Origin of the sequence: Variovorax paradoxus (assembly GCF_009755665.1) — a bacterium.
GTDB classification, from domain to species: domain Bacteria; phylum Pseudomonadota; class Gammaproteobacteria; order Burkholderiales; family Burkholderiaceae_C; genus Variovorax; species Variovorax paradoxus_G.
In genome coordinates this window covers 2,610,293-2,631,390 of sequence record NZ_CP046622.1, presented here as the reverse complement: position 1 = coordinate 2,631,390, position 21,098 = coordinate 2,610,293, and the positions used below count along the sequence as shown (strand labels likewise).

General features: G+C 65.6%; 18 protein-coding genes. 6 read left to right on the top strand and 12 right to left on the bottom strand.

Annotated elements, in window-relative coordinates; translation table 11 throughout:
* The first annotated feature begins 101 nt into the window (after positions 1-101).
* Positions 102-1,367 carry a transcription termination factor Rho gene (rho, locus tag GOQ09_RS12200; protein WP_012747432.1) on the top strand — a complete coding sequence of 422 codons (1,266 nt, stop codon included), beginning with the start codon at positions 102-104 and terminating at the stop codon, positions 1,365-1,367.
* 52 nt (positions 1,368-1,419) lie between these two features.
* On the opposite strand, the gene GOQ09_RS12195 is transcribed toward rho, so the two are convergent.
* The gene (locus GOQ09_RS12195; protein WP_157613651.1) at positions 1,420-2,493 is read right to left on the bottom strand and encodes an oxidoreductase; all 1,074 of its coding nucleotides are present in this window, start codon (positions 2,491-2,493) and stop codon (positions 1,420-1,422) included.
* A 153-nt stretch (positions 2,494-2,646) separates the two neighbouring features.
* Here GOQ09_RS12195 and GOQ09_RS12190 point away from each other — a divergent pair, with 153 nt between their 5' ends.
* The 3 genes from GOQ09_RS12190 to GOQ09_RS12180 all read left to right on the top strand — a co-directional run bounded on the left by GOQ09_RS12190 (position 2,647) and on the right by GOQ09_RS12180 (position 6,081).
* A complete protein-coding gene (locus GOQ09_RS12190; protein WP_019653042.1) occupies positions 2,647-2,916 on the top strand; it encodes a type B 50S ribosomal protein L31 in 270 nt (89 codons plus the stop codon).
* A gap of 81 nt (positions 2,917-2,997) precedes the next feature.
* The gene (locus tag GOQ09_RS12185) at positions 2,998-4,734 is read left to right on the top strand and encodes a hypothetical protein (protein WP_157613650.1); all 1,737 of its coding nucleotides are present in this window, start codon (positions 2,998-3,000) and stop codon (positions 4,732-4,734) included.
* Positions 4,735-4,737: 3 nt separating this feature from the next.
* Positions 4,738-6,081 carry an MATE family efflux transporter gene (locus GOQ09_RS12180; RefSeq protein ID WP_157613649.1) on the top strand — a complete coding sequence of 448 codons (1,344 nt, stop codon included), beginning with the start codon at positions 4,738-4,740 and terminating at the stop codon, positions 6,079-6,081.
* On the opposite strand, the gene phoR is transcribed toward GOQ09_RS12180, so the two are convergent.
* Genes phoR through pstS form a run of 7 tightly spaced genes read right to left on the bottom strand, consistent with a single transcriptional unit; the run spans position 6,070 to position 12,728 of the window.
* Positions 6,070-7,407: a phosphate regulon sensor histidine kinase PhoR gene (gene phoR / locus GOQ09_RS12175; protein ID WP_157613648.1), complete on the bottom strand. Its 1,338-nt coding sequence runs from the start codon at positions 7,405-7,407 to the stop codon at positions 6,070-6,072. The two genes, GOQ09_RS12180 and phoR, sit on opposite strands and share 12 nt — an antisense overlap.
* Before the next feature lie 44 nt (positions 7,408-7,451).
* Positions 7,452-8,144, bottom strand: a complete 693-nt coding sequence (gene phoB / locus GOQ09_RS12170) for a phosphate regulon transcriptional regulator PhoB (RefSeq protein ID WP_157613647.1) — start codon at positions 8,142-8,144, stop codon at positions 7,452-7,454.
* 27 nt (positions 8,145-8,171) lie between these two features.
* Complete coding sequence (gene phoU / locus GOQ09_RS12165; protein ID WP_126746519.1) at positions 8,172-8,873, bottom strand: phosphate signaling complex protein PhoU; 702 nt, start codon at positions 8,871-8,873, stop codon at positions 8,172-8,174.
* 16 nt (positions 8,874-8,889) lie between these two features.
* A complete protein-coding gene (gene pstB, locus GOQ09_RS12160) occupies positions 8,890-9,669 on the bottom strand; it encodes a phosphate ABC transporter ATP-binding protein PstB (protein WP_021007056.1) in 780 nt (259 codons plus the stop codon).
* 20 nt (positions 9,670-9,689) lie between these two features.
* Positions 9,690-10,580 (bottom strand): phosphate ABC transporter permease PstA, encoded by an 891-nt coding sequence (pstA, locus tag GOQ09_RS12155; RefSeq protein WP_157613646.1) that lies wholly within the window; start codon positions 10,578-10,580, stop codon positions 9,690-9,692.
* On the bottom strand, positions 10,577-11,656 hold the full coding sequence (gene pstC / locus GOQ09_RS12150) for a phosphate ABC transporter permease subunit PstC (RefSeq protein ID WP_157613645.1): 1,080 nt from the start codon (positions 11,654-11,656) through the stop codon (positions 10,577-10,579). Before pstC ends, pstA begins: the two co-directional genes overlap by 4 nt.
* Positions 11,657-11,690: 34 nt before the next feature.
* Positions 11,691-12,728 (bottom strand): phosphate ABC transporter substrate-binding protein PstS, encoded by a 1,038-nt coding sequence (gene pstS, locus GOQ09_RS12145; RefSeq protein ID WP_157613644.1) that lies wholly within the window; start codon positions 12,726-12,728, stop codon positions 11,691-11,693.
* A gap of 246 nt (positions 12,729-12,974) precedes the next feature.
* On the opposite strand from pstS, the gene GOQ09_RS12140 reads away from it, so the two are divergent.
* The gene (locus tag GOQ09_RS12140; RefSeq protein ID WP_157613643.1) at positions 12,975-14,495 is read left to right on the top strand and encodes a Ppx/GppA phosphatase family protein; all 1,521 of its coding nucleotides are present in this window, start codon (positions 12,975-12,977) and stop codon (positions 14,493-14,495) included.
* 6 nt (positions 14,496-14,501) lie between these two features.
* Here the strand turns inward: GOQ09_RS12140 and GOQ09_RS12135 are convergent, their stop codons facing one another.
* The 4 genes from GOQ09_RS12135 to GOQ09_RS12120 form a co-directional block, all read right to left on the bottom strand.
* Positions 14,502-15,281: a hypothetical protein gene (locus tag GOQ09_RS12135; RefSeq protein ID WP_157613642.1), complete on the bottom strand. Its 780-nt coding sequence runs from the start codon at positions 15,279-15,281 to the stop codon at positions 14,502-14,504.
* 227 nt (positions 15,282-15,508) lie between these two features.
* Positions 15,509-15,970, bottom strand: coding sequence for a SixA phosphatase family protein (locus GOQ09_RS12130; RefSeq protein ID WP_207309964.1), 462 nt, complete (start codon positions 15,968-15,970; stop codon positions 15,509-15,511).
* 19 nt (positions 15,971-15,989) lie between these two features.
* The gene (gene ppk1 / locus GOQ09_RS12125) at positions 15,990-18,308 is read right to left on the bottom strand and encodes a polyphosphate kinase 1 (RefSeq protein ID WP_157613640.1); all 2,319 of its coding nucleotides are present in this window, start codon (positions 18,306-18,308) and stop codon (positions 15,990-15,992) included.
* Entirely contained in the window at positions 18,305-19,180 is an 876-nt protein-coding gene (locus tag GOQ09_RS12120) for a GNAT family N-acetyltransferase (RefSeq protein WP_157613639.1), read from the bottom strand. The genes ppk1 and GOQ09_RS12120 overlap by 4 nt, the downstream gene beginning before the upstream one ends.
* Positions 19,181-19,350: 170 nt before the next feature.
* Here GOQ09_RS12120 and GOQ09_RS12115 point away from each other — a divergent pair, with 170 nt between their 5' ends.
* Positions 19,351-21,030 (top strand): FAD-dependent oxidoreductase, encoded by a 1,680-nt coding sequence (locus GOQ09_RS12115; RefSeq protein WP_157613638.1) that lies wholly within the window; start codon positions 19,351-19,353, stop codon positions 21,028-21,030.
* Positions 21,031-21,098: the final 68 nt, after the last annotated feature.

Genomic DNA, 21,098 nt, shown 5'->3' with positions numbered 1-21,098 from the left:
TTCAGGCAACCGGTTCGAGTTCCCCGGTTAGTGAAGCAGTTCTCGCTTCACGTTTAACCTCCCCCCGTTTTCCGATCGATTACCCCGCGAGGGGTCATTCCATGCACTTAAACGAACTCAAGGCACTCCACGTGTCTGAAGTCCTCAAGCAGGCTGAAGCGCTTGAGATCGAAAACGTCGGCCGCATGCGCAAGCAAGAGCTGATGTTCGCGATCATCAAGAAGCGCGCCAAGGCCGGCGAGCAGGTCTTCGCCGACGGCGTGCTCGAAATCCTGCCCGACGGCTTCGGCTTTCTGCGCAGCCCGGACACCAGCTTCACGGCCAGCACCGACGACATCTACATCTCGCCGAGCCAGGTGCGCCGCTTCAACCTGCACACCGGCGACATGATCGAAGGCGAAGTGCGCACGCCCAAGGACGGCGAGCGCTACTTCGCGCTGACCAAGCTCGACAAGGTCAACGACGGTCCGCCCGAGCAGAACAAGCACAAGGTGATGTTCGAGAACCTGACGCCGCTGTTCCCCAAGGAGCAGATGAAGCTCGAGCGCGACGGCATCAAGAGCGACGAGAACATCACGGGCCGGATCATCGACATCATCGCCCCCATCGGCAAAGGCCAGCGCGCCCTGCTGGTGGCGCCGCCCAAGAGCGGCAAGACGGTGATGATGCAGCACATCGCCCACGCCATCAGCGCCAACTACCCCGAAGTGCACATGATGGTGCTGCTGGTGGACGAGCGGCCTGAAGAAGTGACCGAAATGCAGCGCACCGTGAAGGGCGAGGTCATTGCCTCGACCTTCGACGAGCCCGCCGCGCGACACGTGCACGTGGCCGAAATGGTGATCGAGCGCGCCAAGCGCCTGGTCGAGCTCAAGAAAGACGTGGTGATCCTGCTCGACTCGATCACCCGCCTCGCCCGCGCCTACAACAACGTCGTGCCCTCGTCGGGCAAGGTGCTGACCGGCGGTGTCGACTCCAACGCGCTGCAGCGCCCCAAGCGCTTCCTGGGCGCGGCGCGCAACGTGGAAGAAGGCGGCTCGCTCACCATCATCGGCACCGCGCTGATCGACACCGGCAGCCGCATGGACGAAGTGATCTTCGAAGAGTTCAAGGGCACCGGCAACTCCGAAATCCACCTGGACCGCCGCCTGTACGAAAAGCGCGTGTTCCCGTCGATCCAGCTCAACCGCAGCGGCACGCGCCGCGAAGAGCTGCTGCTCGCCCCCGAGATCCTGCAGAAGACCCGCATCCTGCGCCAGCTCATGTACAACATGGACGAGATCGAGTCGATGGAGCTGATGCTCAAGAACATGAAGGCGACGAAAACGAATGTCGAGTTCTTCGACATGATGCGTCGCGGCGGCTGAGCACCACGCTCGCCGCAAAGCGCGTTGACCCTTACAGGTCAGCGCGCTTTTTTCATGGGCGTTCGACGATGCGAATCGCCCGCCCCTCGGCCGCGCTCTGCTGGCCGATGTCGAGCAATTCCATCAGCGCGACGGCCTGCTCTGGAGGCACCGGATTCGGGCCATTGCCAAGGATCGCGTGGCGCACCGCAGCGTAGTAGTCGACGTAGTTGCCGGCCCGCGTGGGCCAGATACGGCGTTGCGGCTCGCCGCCGTCGCTGCCGGGCACCACGAGTTCGCCGTCTTGCGGGTCAGCGCCCCACCCCGCCATGGGCGGCCGCTGTCCGGCGCGCAGCGCGTCTTCCTGCGGATCGACGCCATGCTTGATGTAGCTGCCGCGCGTGCCGTGAACGATGTAGCGCGGCGCCGCATGGGCCGCCAGCGTCGTGGCGTGGAGCACCACGCGCAGCGGCGCGTGCGGACCGCTTTCGTAGCGCAGCACGGCATGAAAGTAGTCTTCGACCTGCGCCCCGTCGCGCAGCGCCGCGGTGTCGAGCTGCAGCGAGTCGGGCTTTCCAAACAGTTGGACAGCCTGGTCGACCAGATGCGCACCCAGGTCGACCCACAGGCCAGCGCCGGGCACCTTCTGCTCGCGCCAGCGGTCCCGAACCTCGGGGCGAAAGCGGTCGAAATGCGATTCGAGGTACACCGGGCGGCCCAATTCACCACTGGCCAGCACGTCCTTGAGCGTGAGGTAGTCGGCGTCGAAGCGCCGGTTCTGGTAAACCGCCAGCAACCGGTTGTTGCGCCGAGCCAACGCTTCCAGATCCCGGGCCTCGGCCACGTCGAGGGTGAAAGGCTTGTCCACCACCACGTGTTTGCCGGCTTCCAGCGCCGCCTTGGCAACCGGATAATGCAGCGCGTTCGGGGTGGCGACCACCACCAGGTCGATGTCCGGCCGGGCTACCAGTGCCTCCACATCGGGCATAACGGCTGCATTCGGCCAGTCGGCATTGACTTTTTGCGGCTGCGAGCTGGCGACGGCCCCTAGCTCAAGCCCCGGCACGGCCGAAAGCACGGGCGCATGGAAGGTCTGGCCGGCAAAGCCGTAGCCGACGAGGCCGGCGCGCAAGGTTCTGGAGGTCATCTACGGAGGCCTTTCGCTCGAAACGGCCAGTATGCGATAATCGGCGGCTCCGCGAAAAGTGCGGCTGGGCGTTTTGCCCGGCGCTTCCCCAAGGAACAGCTTGCCCCCTGCCGGCACGCTTGTGGCTCTCGCATCGACCCCAAAGGAAACACCATGGCAAAAGAAGGCATTCACCCGAATTACCGCGAAGTTCTGTTCGTCGACATGTCGAACGGCTTCAAGTTCGTGACCCGTTCGTGCGCGAACACCAAGGAAATGGGCAAGACCGACGACGGCCGCGAACTGCCGCTGTTCAAGCTCGACACCACGAGCGAATCGCACCCGTTCTACACCGGCACGCAAAAGTCGGTCGACAACATGGGTGGTCGCGTCGAGAAGTTCCGCAACCGCTTCGGCAAGACGACCGGCGCTGCTTCCAAGTAAAGCACGCGCTTTCGCACTGAGGGCAGCCCGGTTTACCGCGCTGCCCTTTTTCATTCCCAAAACTGCCGTTCGCTCATCTTTGTGAATCAACCCACTCCTGCGATCGTTGCCCAGAGCGCCGTGCGCCGGTTGCCGCGCATTGCGTTGCTGTTGCTATGCGCCGCCTACCTCCTGCCGGGCCTCGTGGGACGCGGCCCGTGGAAGAGCGCAGATATCACATCTTTCGGCTACATGGCCGAGCTGGCACGTACCACCGAAGGCATTGCGCGCTGGTTCGATCCCATGCTGCTGGGGCTGCGGCCTGAAACGCCGGCGCTGATTCCGTACTGGATCGGCGCCTGGGCCATCAAGATCGCGCCCTCGTGGCTGCACCCCGACCTGGCCGTGCGCATCGTCTTTGCGCTGATGCTCTGGGGCACGTTCACCGCCACCTGGTACGCGGTTTACTACCTCGCCCGCACCTCGCGGGCCCAGCCCGTGGCCTTTGCCTTCGGCGGCGAGGCACGCCCCACCGACTACGCCCGCGCCATCGCCGACGGCGGATTGCTGGCGCTCATCGCCTGCCTGGGCCTGGCCCAGCTCGGGCACGAAACCACGCCGGCACTGGCGCAGCTGTACTTCGCATCGCATCTCTTCTACGGCGTGGCCGCGCTGCCGTACCGACGAATCGGCCCCGTTATCGCGTTGATCGTCGGCACGGTGGGCATGACACTGAGCGGCGGTCCCACGGTCGGACTGGCGCTGGCGATCGGTAGTGCGCTCTTCATGGCCTACGAGCGGCGCACCGCCCGCAAGGCCGACACCACGACGGACGAAGGCCCCGGCTACACACGGGGCGCGCTTGCGACGATGGTTGCAGTCGCGCTGGTGGCCGCGGCGCTGGCCATCGGCCTGGGCCTGCTCGAATGGAAAATCCAGCTGCCGGGCAAGCACCCGAGCAGCACCTCCGTGCTTGGCGACGTGCGCAGCCAGGCCAAGCTGCTGGTGTGGTTCACCTGGCCGGTGTGGCCCCTCGCCATCTGGACGCTCTGGCGCTGGCGCCGGCAGCTCACTGCACGCCACGTGGCCCTGCCCTTCTGGTTTGCGCTGGTGCCGCTGGCCGCCACCTGGACCACCGACTATTCCGACCGGTCGCTGCTGCTGGCGCTGCCCGCATTCGCCACGCTGGCGGCCTTCGCGCTGCCGACCTTCCGGCGCAGCGCGGCGGCGCTGATCGACTGGTTCAACGTGCTGTTCTTCAGCGGCCTGGCCGTGCTGGGCTGGGTCTACTGGATCGCCATGCAGACCGGCGTACCGCCCAAGCCGGCGGCCAGCGTGGCACGCCTGGTGCCGGGCTTCGTGCCCGAGTTCTCGATCGTCCCGCTTGTTCTGGCGCTGGCCGCAACCATCGCCTGGTGCTGGGTAGTGCGCTGGCGCACCGGGCGGCACCAGGCCGCGCTCTGGAAAACGCTGGTGCTCCCGGCGGGCGGCACCGCGCTGTGCTGGATGCTGCTGATGACGCTCTGGCTACCTTCCATCGACTACGCGCGCAGCTACGTTCCGCAAGTTCGCGCGGTGGCCGAACGCGTCGGGCAGCCGAGCTGCGTTGCCGAACTGGCGCTCAGCCGCGCGCACATTGCGGCCCTGCAGCACCACGGCCGCTTCAACCTGCAGCCGCTGCTCCTTGGCACCAATTGCCCGTGGCTGCTGGTCAGTCCCGAAACCATCGAGCGGCTGCACACCATCATTCCCCTGGAGCAATGGCGTTTCAGCGGCACGCTGCGCCGCCCCAGCAGCGCGACCGACGACCTGCTGCTCTACCAAAAGATCGCACCGTAGCAAGTGGCTGGCGAAAGAGGTCTGATCGCGCGGCACGCCGGCACGGTGCTGGTCGGCCAACTGGCCGTGATGGCATTCGGCGTGACCGACACCATCGTGGCCGGCCGCTATGCCGAAAGCGCCCTCGCCGCGCTGTCGGTGGGCGCGGCCGTCTTCATCAGCGTGTTCGTCTCGCTGATGGGTGTGCTGCAGGCGCTGCTGCCGGTGTGGGCCGAACTGCACGGCGCCGACCGCAGGAGCGAAGTCGGCCGCTCGGTGCGGCAGTCGCTTTACCTGAGTGCCATCACCATAGCCATCGGCATGGCGGTGCTGCTGTTCCCCGGCGCCGTGTTGCGCTGGACCCAGGTGCCTCCCGAAATGCGAGCCGGCGTGGAGGCCTATCTGGCGGTGCTGGCCTTTGCGCTACCACCTGCCCTGCTCTTTCGCTTGTTCAGCACGCTGAACCAGAGCCTTGGCAAGCCGCAGGTAGTGACCTGGCTGCAGCTCGGCTCGCTGTTCGTGAAGCTGCCGCTGTCGATTTGGTTCACCTTTGGCGGCGCGGGCTTGCCGGCCATGGGCCTGGTGGGCTGCGCCTGGGCCACGCTGTGCGTGAACTGGGCCATGCTGGCATGTGCGGCATGGCTTCTGCGCAACAGTTCCTTCTACAAGGACTACCGGCTGTGGGAACGCATCGAGGCGCCCGACTGGCGGCAGATCCGCCAGTTTGCAAGCCTTGGCATTCCCGGCGGGCTGGCGGTGCTGGTGGAAGTGACCTCGTTCACCTTGATGGCGCTGTTCATCGCCCGCCTCGGCACGGCCGCGGCCGCCGCGCACCAGATTGCCTCCAACCTGCTGGCGGTGGCCTACATGGTGCCGCTTTCGCTGGCCATTGCCACGAGCGCACGTGTGAGCTTCTGGCTGGGCGCCGGCCATGCTGCCAGGGCCCGCCGCGCCTGCCGCATGGGGTTTGAACTCACCGCCCTGTGCGCGCTGTTCTTCGCTGGTGCCATGGTGGCATTGCGCTTCAAGCTGGCCCACGTTTATTCGGACAACCCGGCAGTGGTGGCAATTGCCGCGGCGTTGCTGCTGGTGGTGGCGGTCTATCACTTTGCCGATGCGCTGCAAACGCTGTGCGTCTTCGTGCTGCGCTGCTACCGCGTCACGCTGGCGCCGCTCGTCATCTATTGCACGCTGCTATGGGGCCTGGGCCTTGGCGGCAGCTATCTGCTGGCCTACCGCGGCCTGGGGCCCTGGCCCGCGATGCAGTCGCCGCTGGCGTTCTGGCTCATGGGTTCCGGCGCGCTCACGGTCACTGCCGTGCTGTTTGGCGCCCTGCTGCGGTGGACGATGCAGCGTTCACTTCGCTAGCAGCCGCGCTTCCCGCACCCGGTTCGGCGGAAAAACGAGGGCGAAGCGGGAGCCCTTGCCTACGGTGCTTTCGATGCGCAGTTCAGCCCCGTGCCGCTGCGCAATGTGCTTGACGATGGCCAGCCCCAGCCCGGTGCCGCCGGTCTCGCGCGAGCGGCTGCGGTCGATTCGGTAGAAGCGCTCCGTCAGGCGAGGAATGTGCTCGGCGGCAATGCCGGGGCCGGTGTCGCGCACCGCGTATTCACCGCGCCCGTCGGGCAGCAGCCGCCAGGTCACCGCCACTTCGCCCCCGCCGGGCGTGTAGCGAATGGCGTTGGTCAGCAGGTTCGACATGGCGCTTTGCAGTTCGGTCGGCGCACCCGAGATTTCGGATTCGGCCTCGATGGTGAAGGTAAGCCGGTGCCCCTGCGGCACCAGCCGGCCGGACAATCCGCGCCCTTCGTCTTCGCACTGCGCAAGCAGCGCGCGAATGCGGATCCACTGGCTGCCCGAAGGCGGCGCGCTGCCTTCGAGGCGCGAGAGCGTCAGCAGGTCGTTCACCAGCGTTTCCATGCGGTGCGACTGCTGGCTCATCAGCGAGAGATACCTTGTGCGCTCCTCCGCATCGAGCGGAAGGTTCTGCAGCGTTTCGACAAAGCCGGCCAGCACCGTGAGCGGCGTGCGGATTTCATGCGAAACATTGGCGACGAAATCGCGCCGCATCGCCTCCGCCTGCTCGACCGCGGTGATGTCGCGAGTGAGCAGCATGCGGCGGTTGCCGGCATAAGGGTGCACCTGCACCGAAAGCCGAACCGGATGGCTGCGCTGCTGCGCCTGGCCGTGGCCCGAGGCATCGATGACGACGTCGCGGCTGTAGTTCCACGAGGCCAGGTAGGCCACGAAGGCCGGGTCGCGCACCAGGTTGGCAAGGTGCTGCAGAAGGTCGCGCTCGGCATTGATGCCGAACTGGGCGGCCGCCGTCTGGTTGCACCATTCGATTCGGCCCTGCTCGTCGAGCAGGATCACGCCGTTGGGAGAGGCCTGGATGGCCGCCAGAAACTCCTGAAGGCGCTCTTCGGCCTGCCGGGTCTGCTGCTCGCGCTCGCGCAGCAGCTTGCGGATGCGTTCTGCGAGCTCGCCCCATACGCCGGCCCCGCGCGTCGGTAGCCCCGATGCGTTGTTGCGCAGCACCCTCAGCAGCCGCTCGGCCCGCCATGCATCCATCGCGAGCCAGAGCACCGCGCCCAGCCAGGCGCCCAGCCATCCGAACTTCCAGCCAAAAATGGCTCCAGCGCCCAAGCCAAAAGCGATGGACGCTATAAGAAAAGTAGCAATACGGAAAGGCATGGCGCGCGATTATCCGCGCCCGCGGCCGATGAACACCGCGCTCTTCAAACCGTGACTTGGGCCGTCAGGCGATAGCCGGCACCGCGCACGGTTTCGACCATGGGTGCCGCGGCACCCAGCGATTCGCGCAGGCGCTTGACGTGCACGTCGACCGTGCGTTCCTCGATGTAGACATGGTCGCCCCAAACCTTGTCGAGCAACTGCGCACGGCTGTGCACGCGCTCGGCATGCTGCATCAGGTACGCCAGCAGCTTGAATTCCGTCGGCCCGACCTTGAGCGCGTTGCCCTGCCAGGTGACGCGATGCGTGGCGGTGTCGAGCGCGAGCTCGCCGATTTCGACACGCTCGGCCACCACCTCGGGCGCGCGGCGGCGCAGCACGGCGCGGATGCGCGCGAGCATTTCCTGGGTGGAGAACGGCTTGGTGATGTAGTCGTCGGCGCCTGCGTCCAGGCCGGCCACCTTGTCGGGCTCGTCGCCGCGCGCGGTCAGCATCAGGATCGGGATTGCCTTGGTGCGCGCGTCCTTGCGCCACTGGCGGGCGAGCTGCAGGCCGCTCTGGCCCGGCAGCATCCAGTCGAGCAGGATCAGGTCCGGCAGGAAAGCGTCGATCTCGCGCTGGGCTGCGGCACCATCTTCCGACCAGATCGGCTCGAAGCCGTTGTGGCGCAGGTTGACGGCGATCAGCTCGGCGATCGACGACTCGTCTTCGACGATCAGGACTCGGGGTTTCTTCATGCTTTCTTGGGAGTCTGGCGCTCGTAGTTACTGCAGCGCCGATTCGATTTCCTGCATCGAAGTGTGCCGCACATCGGCGCCCTTGACGATGTAGATGATGAACTCGGCGATGTTCTTGGCGTGGTCGCCGATGCGTTCGATGGCCTTGGCCAGGAACAGCAGGTCGAGGCTGGCCGAGATGGTGCGCGGGTCTTCCATCATGTAGGTGACCAGCTTGCGCACGAAGCCGTCGAACTCCTTGTCGATCAGGTCGTCGTCCTTCAGGATCGACAGCGCGGCGGCCGTGTCCAGGCGCGCAAACGCGTCGAGCGCGGTGCGCAGCAGGCCCGAGGCCAGGTCGGCGGCAATGCGCAGTTCGTTCGACGGCAGCGCGCGGGCCGAGCCGCTCTCGATGATCGACTTGACCATGCGTGCGATCTTGTTGGCCTCGTCGCCCACGCGCTCCAGGTTGGCGGTGGTCTTGGAGATGGCGATCAGAAGGCGCAGGTCGCGCGCGGTCGGCTGGCGCCGCGCAATGATCGACGACAGCTCGCGGTCGATCTCGATCTCCATCGCGTTGACGCGGTGCTCGGTTTCCATCACGCGGTCGGCCGCCTCGGGGTCGAACTGCAGCAGCGCGTACACCGCCTGGTGGATTTGCGCCTCGACCATGCCGCCGAGTTCCATCACGCGCGACGAAACGCCGTTGAGTTCGCTGTCGAACTGGCTGGAGAGATGTTTTTCAGTCATGTGTGCCTCCTTGGCATCAGCCGAAACGGCCGGTAATGTAGTCCTCGGTCTCCTTGCGCTGCGGCTTGAAGAACATCTGCTCCGTCGCGCCGAACTCGATCAGGTCGCCCAGGTACATGTACGCGGTGTAGTCACTGCAGCGTGCGGCCTGCTGCATGTTGTGCGTCACGATGACCACGGTGTACTCGTTTTTCAGCTCGGCGATCAACTCTTCGATCTTCGCGGTCGAAATCGGGTCGAGGGCGGAGCACGGCTCGTCGAGCAGCAGCACTTCGGGCTTGATGGCAATGCCGCGCGCAATGCACAGGCGCTGCTGCTGGCCGCCCGAAAGGCCCGAGCCGCTTTGCTGCAGCTTGTCGCGCACTTCGGTCCAGAGGGCGGCCTTCTTCAGGGCCCACTCGACGCGGTCGTCCATTTCGCTGGCGCTCAGGTTCTCGAACAGCTTCACGCCGAAGGCGATGTTGTCGTAGATCGACATCGGGAACGGCGTGGGCTTCTGGAACACCATGCCGACCTTTGCGCGGATCAGGGCCACGTCCTGCTTGGAGGTGAGCAGGTTCTCGCCGTCCAGCGCAATGGTGCCTTCGGCGCGCTGCTCCGGGTAGAGCTCGAACATGCGGTTGAAGGTGCGCAGCAGGGTCGACTTGCCGCAGCCCGACGGACCGATGAAGGCCGTGACCTTGTTCTCGGGAATCTCGAGGTTGATGCCCTTGAGCGCGTGGAACTTGCCGTAATAGAAGTTCAGGTCCTTGACCGAGATCTTCGAGCGCGACGGTTGTGCGACGGTGTTTGGCATGGTTGCTACTTCTTCTTGAATCAGAGTTTGTTGCGCGTAAGAACGCGCGCCAGGATGTTGAGGGCAAGCACGGCCACGGTGATCAGGAACACGCCGGCCCAGGCCAGCTGTTGCCAGTTCTCGTACGGGCTCATCGCAAACTTGAAGATCGTCACCGGCAGGCTGGCCATCGGCTGGCTCAGGTCGGCGGTCCAGAACTGGTTGTTCAGCGCGGTGAAGAGCAGCGGTGCGGTTTCGCCGGCAATGCGTGCCACGGCCAGCAGCACACCCGTGACCACACCGGCACGCGCGGCGCGCAGCGTGATGCTCAGGATCACCTTCCACTTCGGCGTGCCAAGTGCATAGGCCGCTTCGCGCAGGCCCGGCGGCACCAGTTGCAGCATGTTCTCGGTGGTGCGAATCACCACCGGAATCACGATCAGGGCCAGCGAGAGCGCACCCGCCAGGCCCGAGAAGGTCTTGAAGTACGCCACTACCACGGCATACACGAAGAGGCCGATCACGATCGACGGGGCCGACAGCAGGATGTCGTTCACGAAGCGCGTGACCGACGAGAGCCAGCCCTTGGGGTTGTACTCGGCCAGGTAGATGCCGGCCATGATGCCGATCGGCGTGCCCACGAAGGTGGCCAGCGCCACCATCACGAACGAGCCGAAGATCGCGTTGGCGATGCCGCCCGCCTCGTTCGGCGGCGGGGTCATTTCGGTGAACGTGGCAAGCGCCAGGCCGCCAAGGCCCAGGCGCAGCGTTTCCCACAGGATCCAGATGAGCCAGAACACGCCGAACATCATCGCGGCGAGCGACAGCGTGAGCGCGATCTGGTTGACGCGCTTGCGCGAGGCGAATTTGGCCTGACGGGTTTCGGCGAGCGCCTTGGCGCTCAGCAGGTTTTGGGCAGTGCTCGTATTCATGACTTGGTCCCTTCGCTCTTCTTCATCTGGGCCAGCAGCACCTTGGAGAGCGTCAGCACCACGAAGGTAATGAAGAACAGCACCAGGCCCAGGTACATCAGCGCGGCTTGGTGCAGGCCGGCGCCGGCTTCGGCAAACTCGTTGGCAAGCGCCGAGGTAATGCTGTTGGCAGCCTCGAACACCGACAGCGAATTGAGCTGGTTCATGTTGCCGATCACGAAGGTGACCGCCATCGTTTCGCCCAGCGCCCGGCCAAGGCCGAGCATGATGCCGCCGATGACGCCGGCCTTTGTGTAGGGCAGCACAACCTTCGAGACCACTTCCCAGGTCGTCGAGCCGAGCCCGTAGGCCGACTCCTTGAGCAGCGGCGGCGTTACCTCGAACACATCGCGCATCACCGAGGCAATAAACGGAATGATCATGATCGCAAGGATGATGCCGGCCGACAGAATGCCGATGCCCACCGGCGGGCCCGACACCAGTGCGCCGAGGTAAGGCACGCCGGCAAGCAGCTTCTGCAGCGGCTGCTGCACCCAGGTGGAAAGAATCGGGCCGAACACGAGCAGGCCCCACATGCCGTACACGATGGACGGCACCGCGGCGAGCAGCTCGATGGCGGTGCCCAGCGGGCGCTTGAGCCAGCCGGGCGAAAGCTCGGTAAGAAACAGGGCAATGCCGAAGCTCACCGGCACCGCAATCACCAGCGCGATGATCGAGGTGGCCAGCGTGCCGTAGATCATGACCAGGCCGCCGTACTCGTTCTGCACCGGGTCCCACACGCTGCTGGTGAGAAAGCCCGGGCCGTATTTCGAAATGGCGGGCCATGCGCCGGCGATCAGCGACAGCAGGATGCCGACCAGCATTGCGAGCGTGAGCAACGCGGCGCCCTTGGCGGCCCAGCCGAACAGGCGGTCGGCCATGGGGCCGGAGCGCGGTGCCTTGGCGGGCGGTGGAGCAGTGGCGCGGCCGCGCTCGGCAGCGAGGTCGAGCGCGGATGCGGAAGCAGGAAAAGTGGATGACACGGGTCGCTCCGGCAATGACGAATGCGGCGCATCCTGGAGCGGTGTGCTGCTCATGGATGCGCCGTTCTGGGCTGGGTGGGTGGGTTGCTTACTTGAACGCGACCGGCTTGCCCGATGCGTCCTTCACCTCGCCCCATGCCTTGGCAATCGTGGCCTTCACCGTATCGGGCATCGGCACGTAGTCCAGGTCGTCGGCGGTCTTGTCGCCGTTCTTGTAGGCCCAGTCGAAGAACTTCAGCACGGTGGTGGCGTTGGCGGGCTTGTCCTGGGCCTTGTGCATCAGGATGAAGGTCGCGCCGGTGATCGGCCATGCGCCCTTGTCGGCCTGGTTGGTCAGCACCTGGTAGAAGCTCTTGCTCCAGTCGGCAGCGGCGGCAGCGGCCTTGAAGGCGGTGTCTTCCGGCGAGACGAAGTTGCCGGCCGCGTTCTGCAGCTGGGCGTAGGTCATCTTGTTCTGCTTCACGTAGGCGTATTCGACATAGCCGATCGAGTTGGGCAGGCGGTTCACGAAAGCCGCGACGCCTTCATTGCCCTTGCCGCCCGCGCCGGTCGGCCAGTTCACGGCCGTGCCTTCGCCGACCTTGGTCTTCCACTCGGCGTTGACCTTGCTCAGGTAGTTGGTGAACAGGAAGCTGGTGCCCGAACCATCGGCGCGGCGAACCGGTGCAATGGCGGCGTCCGGCAGGGCCAGCGAGCCGTTCAGCGCCTTGATGGCCGGGTCGTTCCACTTGGTGATCTTGCCCAGGTAGATGTCGCCCAGCACCTGGCCATTGAGCTTCAGCTCGCCCGGCTTGATGCCGGGGATGTTGACCACGGGAATCACGCCGCCGATGACGGTGGGGAACTGCATGAGGCCCTTGGCCTGGAGTTCTTCGTCCTTCAGGGGTGCGTCGGAAGCGCCGAAATCGACCGTCTTGGCTTCGATCTGCTTGAGGCCGGCACCCGAGCCGACCGACTGGTAGTTGATCTTGACGCCGGTGCTCTTGTTGAAATCGGAAGCCCACTTGGCGTACAGCGGTGCCGGGAAGCTGGCGCCGGCGCCGGTCACATCTTGTGCAAAAGCGGGAACATGGGCGAAAGCCGCGGCCACGAGGCCGGCAGCTGCAAACTTGAAAGTCGTTTTCATAAGGCTTCCTTTTTTAGAAGTAAGAAGTAGTCCCTTTCGGGCTTGGGACGGACTCTAGAAAGCTTGTGTGACATCGGTGTGACACCCCGCCGTAGAGGGAAAAGCCGTCTTTGCACCAAGCGCTTTTGTGACGTTGTCATGGAACCGTCATGCACTGGCCCTAGCCTTCCACCCCTCGCCGCTACGCGACCGGGGCGGCGCCAAGCCATGGCGCTACGATCACAGCCCCGCCCTCTTCACTACAAAATGCAAAACGGCACCCGCCTCGCAGCGGTCGATCTCGGTTCGAACAGCTTCAGGCTGGAAATCGGACAGGTCGACCACGGTCAGATTCACCGCACCGAATACCTCAAGGAGACGGTGCGCCAGGGCAACGGCCTGGACAGCGCCCGCAACCTCACGCCCGAGGCCATGCAGCGCGGCTGGGACGCGCTCGCCCGGTTTGGCGAGCGGCTGGCCGGCTTCAAGCGCTCGCAAGTGCGCGCCGTGGCCACCCAGACGCTGCGCGAAGCCCGCAACCGCGAAGAATTTCTATTGCGCGCGCGCACCATCCTGGGGTTTGGCATCGACGTGATCCCGGGGCGCGAAGAGGCCCGCCTTATCTACCAGGGCGTGGCGCACATGCTGCCGCACACCGACGCCTCCGACCGCGAGCGCCGTCTGGTGGTGGACATCGGCGGGCGCTCGACCGAAATGATCATCGGCCAGGCGCTCGAAGCCGAGCTCATGGAGTCTTACCGCGTCGGCAGCGTGGCCTGGTCGATGAAGCACTTTGCGGAAGGCCTCTTCACCCCCGCCGCATTCCGTGCCGCCGAAGTGGCTGCCAAGGCCGTGCTGGACGATGCGCTTTCAAGCTACACCCGCGACCAATGGGACGTGGCCTACGGCGCCTCCGGCACCATCGGCGCGGTGGGCGACGTGCTGGCCGCGGCCGGTGGCGAGCCAGGGCTGATTACCCGCGACGGGCTCGACTGGCTGCTCGACCGCCTGCTCAAGGCCGGCAGCGCCGACAAGCTGCGCATCGACGGCATGCGCGAAGACCGCAAGCCGGTGATTGGCGGCGGCGTGAGCGTGCTGCGGGCGGTGTTCGACCTGCTCGGCATCGAGGAGATGAAGGTGGCCCAAGGCGCGCTTCGCCATGGCGTGCTCTACGAGTTGCTGGAACGAGACGAAGGCGTGGCCGATTTGCGCACCGCCACCGTGGCGCGGCTGGCTACCCGCTTCTCGGTCGATGCGGCTCAGGCCAAGCGCGTGGGCGAAACGGCCGCCGCGCTCTTCGTGCAACTGGCGCCGGCGGCACGCGGCGGCAGTTCCACCAGCCGCGCCGGGCGGGCGCTGCGCAAGCTGGGCTGGGCGGCGCAACTGCATGAAATTGGCACGCTGGTGTCGCACAGCGACTATCACAAGCACGGCGCCTACATTCTCGACAACACCGACGCGCCCGGCTTTGCCGTGAACGAACTGCACGCGCTCGGCCAGCTGGTTCTGGGCCAGCGCGGCAAGCTGCGCAAGCTTGAGGCCGCACTCGACGACGAGACCTTCGTGATGCAGTTGCTGTCGCTGCGTCTGGCGGTCATCCTGTGTCACGCGCGCCGCGATCCCGATCCGCAGGCACTGCATCTTGCGGCCCTGGGCGTCCGGGCGTTCACGATTGTCTGCGCGCCCGACTGGGCCGATGCGTATCCCCAGTCCGCCCACCTGCTGCGCGAAGAAGTGCTGGCCTGGCAGAAGACCAGCAACTGGCGCGTGGAACTCAACGGCGCCTGAGCCCGTTCACTTTGCCTCGAGTCCGGCGGTGCGGGTAGCCTCCGCGCTGGCCAGGCGGGACGACTCGTCTTCGCCGAACATGCCGGCATAGGCAGGGTGGAGGATCTTCGAAAGCCCCTGCCGCAGGCCGTCCTGCGCCTTGGCGTTGTCCTGGAGCAGGCCGTCGTACGCCAGGAAGGCCGGCTCCTCCATGTCGGAAGTGTGGGTCGTCTGGTAGAGAACGGCCTGCTGCTCGTTCTTGAGCGATTGCTCGATCGCTACGAAGGGCTTGAAGCTCGACGTCATGTCGGGCGCCGAATAGATGGTGGTGACCCGCACGGTCAATGTGCTGTAGCCGGGTGTGGGCTGGAACCCGACTGCCTGCAGCTGCGCGAGCTCGCCGTCCACGCGGGACGCCGGCGTCAGCTTCACTTCGCGGCCTCCGGTACGCAGGCGCGCCGCCAGCTGCTCGGCGAATTGCCGGTTGAGCGAGGCGGCCCCGCTGTTCTTCACGGCGGCCGTGAACTCGAGGGTGCGCCGCTCCATGCGGCTGGCCTTCGTCATCCGTGTACCCACCTCGACGCCAAGGGCCACCAAGGTGCCGACAGGTCCGAACACGCCGGCCCATCCGATGATGGCGGAGCCGCCGCCATCCATGACCGTGAGCTGGTCGGGTTCGTTGTAGACGAGTTCGATCTTCGAGATCGACCGGGTGGCGTCGTGGCGAATCTGCGGTGCAGGCTCGGGCGTGCTCGTGGCGCATCCGACCAGGAGGGCTGCAGCCAGCAGGAAAACGAGCGCTCTCATAGGGCATCCGCGGTGAGAGACGGCTGCAACAGCCTTCGACACCCGTCGCCCGGAAATCCGCGGCACACAAGGCACTTGCTGCGCAATCGCCTTGTGGTTGTAAGTTATGGATGCAATTTGTGACCAAATGCATCTGGCACGGCAATTGTGCCTACATATCGCTACAGTGCGGCCCGGATTTGGCCAATTAGTTTACAGACTTGGGCAAATTTCCCGCCCTGCCGCCCTTAGAGGAGCTCGGGCGACTGAACGGTAACCACCACGGTCTGCACATCGCCATCGCGCTCGCGTGTGCGAATCCACCACAGCGCGCCCTTGCGCACGGGGCAGCTGTCCTGCTTCAGCCCCAGCAGAAGCGAAATGGCCTGCCCCACCGAGGGCTGGTGGCCGACCATCAGCACCACCGACTTTCCGTTGGGCCAGCCGGCCGCGCCCAGCATTGCCTCGGCCGTGGTGTCGGGCGCAAGTTCGGAACGCAGCTTGTACTTGCGCCCGAGCGCGAGAGCGGTCTGCTCGCAGCGCCGCGCGGGGCTGCAGATGATGCGGGTTCCGTCGGGCAATTGCCGGTCGAGCCAGCTTGCCATGCGCTTGGCCTGCTTCTCGCCGCGCGCGGTGAGAGAACGCTGCAGGTCGTCGCAGCCCTCGGTCCAGTCCTCGGCTTCGGCATGGCGCCAGAAGATCAAGTCCATGCTCATCGTCTTTCGATGGTCAGTTGCTGGTTGCATCGGGGTGATGCCCTCGCGATGCATATCGGTTCATGAGCGCGGTCTGCGCGCCGTGCGCCTCGATGGCGCGCGAAGCACCCGCCTCGCCGCGATGGGTGTCGTGGTCGACGCGCGTGTAGATGCCATCGCCGCCAAGGTCCCATGCGTCGCGGCCGTCGTGCAGGTAGGCCACCAGGCATTCGTCGATCAGGCGCTGGCGAAGGCTCGGATCGGTGACCGGCCAGGCCAGTTCCACGCGCCGCATCATGTTGCGGTTCATCCAGTCGGCGCTCGAGAGGTAAAGCGACTCTTCCTCGCCGCTGCGGAAGTAGAAGACCCGCGAATGCTCCAGGAAACGCCCGATCACCGAGCGCACCCGGATGTTGCCGGTCAGCCCCGGCACTTGCGCCGGCAAGGTGCAGGCGCCGCGCACGATGAGGTCGATCTTCACGCCCTTCTGCCCCGCGCGCATGAGCGCGGCAACCAGCTGGTCGTCGGTCAACGCGTTCATCTTGGCGACGATGCGCGTGGTCTCGCCGGTTGCGGCTGCCAGGCCCAAGGCGTCGATTTGCGCAATGAGGTTCTTGTGCAGGTCGAACGGCGCCAGCCACATGCGGTTGAGCTTGGGCAGGCGGCTCTGGCTTGCCAGGTGCACGAACACCGCCTCCATGTCGGCCGTCAGCAACGGATCGGCCGTCAGGTGGCTGATGTCGGTGTAGAGCTTGGCGGTGCGCGGGTTGTAGTTGCCGGTGGAAAGATGGCCGTAGCGGCGCATCTGCTTGCCTTCGCGGCGCGTCACCAGCAGCATCTTGGCGTGGGTCTTCAGGCCCACCACGCCGTACACCACTTGCGCGCCAATCGACTCGAGCATTTCGGCCCAGTTGATGTTGGCCTCTTCGTCGAAGCGCGCCTTGAGCTCCACCACCACTGTCACTTCCTTGCCGCGGCGCACGGCTTCGCGCAGCAGGTCCATCAGCTCCGAATCGGCGCCGGTGCGGTAGATGGTCTGCTTGATGGCCAGCACCTGCGGGTCTTGCACGGCCTCTCGTAAAAAAGCGAGAACGCCGTCGAAGCTTTCGAAGGGCTGGTGGATCAGCACGTCGCCGCGCTGCAGCCGCTCGAAGAACGACTGCGCGGGAGACAGCGTGACCGGGTACGAAGCGGAGTACGGTGGAAAGCGCAGTTGCGGTTCGTCCAGCAGGTCGATGAGCTGGGTGAGCCGCGCCAGGTTGACTGGGCCGTGCACACGGTAGAGCGCCTGCGGAGGCAGGTTGAACTGCGCCAGCAGAAAACTCGCGAGCGACTCGGCGCAGCTGGCAGACACCTCGAGCCGCACGGCCTGGCCGTAGTGGCGGTGCTGCAGCCCTTGGCGCAAGGCGGTACGCAGGTTCTTGACGTCTTCCTCGTCGACCGCAAGATCCGAATGCCGTGTGACGCGGAACTGCGAAAAGTCACCCACCTCGCGGCCCGGGAACATGCTCGACAAATGCGCGCGCACCACGCTTGAAAGCGCCACGAACAGCGTCTTGCCGTCGGACACCTTGGCCGGCATGCGAATGACGCGCGGCAGCACGCGCGGCACCTTGACGATCTGGATCGGGTTTTCGCGCCCGAATGCGTCCTTGCCGCCAAGCCGCACGATGAAGTTGAGCGACTTGTTGGCCACCTGCGGAAACGGGTGTGCCGGATCGAGCCCGACCGGAATCAGCAACGGGCGCACTTCACGCTCGAAATATTCGCTAACCCATTTGCGCTGCGCCGCATTGCGCTCGCCGTGCGAAATGATGTGGATGCCGTGCTTGGCAAACGTGGGCATCAGCTCGTCGTTGTACAGCGCGTACTGGCGGCCTACCAGCGTGTGGGCAGCTTCGGACAGGCGCTCGAACGACTCGGTGGTGTAGGTGCCCTTCTGATCGCTGGCGCTATTGGCAATCAGGTGCGGCGCGGCGCGGACTTCAAAGAACTCGTCGAGGTTCGATGAAACGATGCACAGGTATTGAAGGCGCTCGATGAGCGGCACCTCGGGCCGGTGGGCCCAATCGAGCACGCGCTCATTGAAAGACAGGATGCTGTGGTCGCGGTCGAGCAGCGTGAGCGCCGATGCCCCGGCCGCAAGTGTCCGGTCAGCGGTGGCAGGTTGCATGGGCACTGATTCTGGGGCAAGGGGCACGGGAGCACACGTAGGCGGAAATATGACAGTCTCGTCCTTGTTTGTGACGATTCCGTGACGCTCCTGTGACGCTGGGGCGCCAGCGCCCGACTCTCCCGAACCGGGCGAAGAAGCAGATGGCCTGGCGGCGGGCCGGGCGACCGCTGGTTTCATGCGCCCAGAAAATGCTTGCGGTAGCGCGCCGGCAAGTCGTCGATGCGCATCAGCATCGGCAGGTCCGCGGTGTTGAAATCCGGGTCCCATGCCGGAGCGCCCAGCACCTTGGCGCCCAGGCGCAGGTAGCCCTTGATAAGCGCCGGTGGCTCGACGTCGAGCGCGCTGTCCAGGCGCTCGACCGGCAGCGGCAGTCTCGGCTGCACCTGGTATTGGATCGGCGCCATGTGGCTGGCCGACAGCTGGCGCCAGATGCTGGCCGCCGCGTCGCCGTTGGTCACGCCGTTGTGTGACATGGGAATGCTCGCGCAGCCGATCATTGTGTCGAGCTTGTTGCGGTGCATGAAGCCGGCCAGCGCGCCCCACAGCGCAAGAATGACCCCGCCCTGCCGATGATCGGGATGCACGCAGCTGCGACCCAGCTCCACCATGCGCTCGCGCAGGTCGCGCAGCCGGGTCAGGTCGAACTCGGTGTCGCTGTAGGTGCTGCCCACGCGCCGGGCCTGGGCCGGGGTGAGCACGCGGTAGGTGCCAATTACTTGCTGCGTGAGTTCGTCGCGCACCAGCAGGTGCTCGCAGAAGTCGTCGAACAGGTCGATGTCGTGTCCCGCCACCGGCGTGCTCACACGCGCGCCCATTTCGCCGACGAACACTTCATAGCGCAGGCGCTGCGCGGCGCGCACGTCGTCGAGGTGGCGTGCCCAGCTCACCGAGATGCCCTGCTTGGCATCGACGACCGGCGGCACCAGAACCGTGGCGGGCGCCTCGGGAACCGACGTGCGCGCAGCGTTTGCAATGGCAGGGACGGGCCACAAGGCGGCGCGCAGTCCGATCTGCGACAGCGGAAACGTCGGATTGGGCAGTTCTTTCATTGGGAACCCTTTCTGCCGATGGAGTCTCTGCACTCGCGGTGAAACCGGCATGTCAGTGGCATTGCATTTGCATGACGGTGTTACAGCGTGTTGGCGCCCATTCCGGGGCTGCCCCATTCGGCCCGCCAGGCTGTCTAATGCGGTGGGTCGCGACACTGGAGTTTCTTTAAATGGCCACAGACGCAAGCAGCAATTTCGACAACCGCCTTCACCAGACCTTTCCCGTTCTCAGCGACGCCGAGATTGCGCGCATTGCACGCTTCGGAACGGTGCAGCGATTTGCGCGCGGGGAAAGGCTCTTCACCGCCGGAGAAACAGGCCCGGGCATGTTCGTGCTGCTGAAGGGCGTGGTCGCCATCACCCAGCGCGACGGCCTCGGGCATGTGGTGCCCATCGTTCGCCAGGGGCCGGGCGAGTTCCTTGCCGAGGTGGGCCAGCTGAGCGGCCGCCCTGCCCTTGTCGACGGCCATGCCGACGAAGAAGTCGAAGCGCTGGTGGTGCCGCCTGCGCAATTGCGCGCCTTGCTCGTGGCCGAAGCGGACCTTGGCGAACGCATCACCCGCGCGCTGATTTTGCGGCGCGTGGCGTTGATCGAATCAGGCGCAAGCGGACCGGTGCTCATCGGCAAGCCCGAGTCGCCCGACATGGCGCGGCTCGAGAACTTTCTGCGCCGCAACGGCCATCCCTATCACCTGGTCGATGCGGCGGAAGATCCCGACGCCGCGGCGCTGCTCGAGCAGTACGGCACCTGCAAGCTGCTGGCGGTGTGCCCCGACGGCTCGGTGCTGGTCAACCCGGCCGAAGATGCATTGGCCCGCTGCCTCGGCATGGTGGACACCGCCGAGCGCGACGAGTTGTTCGACGTGGCCGTAGTGGGTGCCGGCCCCGCCGGCCTGGCCACCGCGGTTTATGCGGCCTCCGAAGGCCTGCACGTGATCGTGCTCGATTGCCGCGCCTTCGGCGGCCAGGCCGGCGCCAGCGCGCGCATCGAGAACTACCTTGGCTTTCCCACAGGCATCTCGGGGCAGGCCCTCGCGGGCCGGGCTTTCGTGCAGGCCCAGAAATTTGGCGTCGAGATGCTCATTCCTGTGAAGGTCACATCGCTGGACTGCACGCGCAACAACCCGATGGGCAGCCTGCGCATAGCGCTTGCCGATGGCCGCACCATCAATGCGCGCACCGTGGTGATTGCCAGCGGCGCGCGCTACCGGCGACCGGATGTGCCGCGGCTGTCCGAATTCGAAGGCCGGGGCGTCTGGTACTGGGCGTCGGCCATCGAAGCAAAGCTCTGCTCGCAGCAAGAGGTGGCGCTTGTCGGCGGCGGCAACTCTGCCGGACAAGCGGCGGTATTCTTGTCGCGCCATGCAGCCAAGGTCAATGTGCTGGTGCGCGGCCCTTCGCTTGCGGCCAGCATGTCGCGCTACCTCATCGACCGCATCGAGGCCACGCCCAACATCGAACTGCATCCGCACACCCAGCTGGTCAAGCTGAACGGCGGCTCCGACGAAGGCCTTACCGGCGCCAGGTGGCGCTGCCAGACCACCGGCGAAGAACACGACTGCGCGGCCCGCAACATCTTTCTCTTCGTTGGCGCCGAGCCTGAAACCAGTTGGCTGGAGGGCTGCGGGGTTTCGGTCGACAAGCACGGCTTTGTGCTGACAGGCACCGCGGCGAGCAGCGGCTTTCCGGCACGGCCCTCCACCGCGCTTGAATCGAGCGTGCAAGGGGTGTTTGCCGTGGGCGACGTGCGCTCGGGCTCGGTCAAGCGGGTGGGCGGCGCCATCGGCGAAGGGGCTGCCGTGGTGGCATTGATTCACCAGCACCTGTCGTCCAACTCGGCCGTCGCCTGAGCGGCTTCGCAAGGCGGTACGCGGCGCACTGCAATTCCCGGCGCTGCACGCAATTGAGTGGCCGCGTA

What these genes read in the sequence shown, in the direction of transcription:
- GOQ09_RS12130 (WP_207309964.1), bottom strand. Translation starts at nt 15,970, where the DNA reads ATGGACTTGATCTTCTGGCGCCATGCCGAAGCCGAGGACTGGACCGAG.
- GOQ09_RS12190 (WP_019653042.1), top strand. Translation starts at nt 2,647, where the DNA reads ATGGCAAAAGAAGGCATTCACCCGAATTACCGCGAAGTTCTGTTCGTC.
- pstC (WP_157613645.1), bottom strand. Translation starts at nt 11,656, where the DNA reads ATGAGCAGCACACCGCTCCAGGATGCGCCGCATTCGTCATTGCCGGAG.
- GOQ09_RS12135 (WP_157613642.1), bottom strand. Translation starts at nt 15,281, where the DNA reads ATGAGAGCGCTCGTTTTCCTGCTGGCTGCAGCCCTCCTGGTCGGATGC.
- phoB (WP_157613647.1), bottom strand. Translation starts at nt 8,144, where the DNA reads ATGAAGAAACCCCGAGTCCTGATCGTCGAAGACGAGTCGTCGATCGCC.
- ppk1 (WP_157613640.1), bottom strand. Translation starts at nt 18,308, where the DNA reads ATGAAACCAGCGGTCGCCCGGCCCGCCGCCAGGCCATCTGCTTCTTCG.
- rho (WP_012747432.1), top strand. Translation starts at nt 102, where the DNA reads ATGCACTTAAACGAACTCAAGGCACTCCACGTGTCTGAAGTCCTCAAG.
- pstS (WP_157613644.1), bottom strand. Translation starts at nt 12,728, where the DNA reads ATGAAAACGACTTTCAAGTTTGCAGCTGCCGGCCTCGTGGCCGCGGCT.
- GOQ09_RS12140 (WP_157613643.1), top strand. Translation starts at nt 12,975, where the DNA reads ATGCAAAACGGCACCCGCCTCGCAGCGGTCGATCTCGGTTCGAACAGC.
- GOQ09_RS12115 (WP_157613638.1), top strand. Translation starts at nt 19,351, where the DNA reads ATGGCCACAGACGCAAGCAGCAATTTCGACAACCGCCTTCACCAGACC.
- pstA (WP_157613646.1), bottom strand. Translation starts at nt 10,580, where the DNA reads ATGAATACGAGCACTGCCCAAAACCTGCTGAGCGCCAAGGCGCTCGCC.
- pstB (WP_021007056.1), bottom strand. Translation starts at nt 9,669, where the DNA reads ATGCCAAACACCGTCGCACAACCGTCGCGCTCGAAGATCTCGGTCAAG.
- phoR (WP_157613648.1), bottom strand. Translation starts at nt 7,407, where the DNA reads ATGCCTTTCCGTATTGCTACTTTTCTTATAGCGTCCATCGCTTTTGGC.
- GOQ09_RS12195 (WP_157613651.1), bottom strand. Translation starts at nt 2,493, where the DNA reads ATGACCTCCAGAACCTTGCGCGCCGGCCTCGTCGGCTACGGCTTTGCC.
- GOQ09_RS12120 (WP_157613639.1), bottom strand. Translation starts at nt 19,180, where the DNA reads ATGAAAGAACTGCCCAATCCGACGTTTCCGCTGTCGCAGATCGGACTG.
- phoU (WP_126746519.1), bottom strand. Translation starts at nt 8,873, where the DNA reads ATGACTGAAAAACATCTCTCCAGCCAGTTCGACAGCGAACTCAACGGC.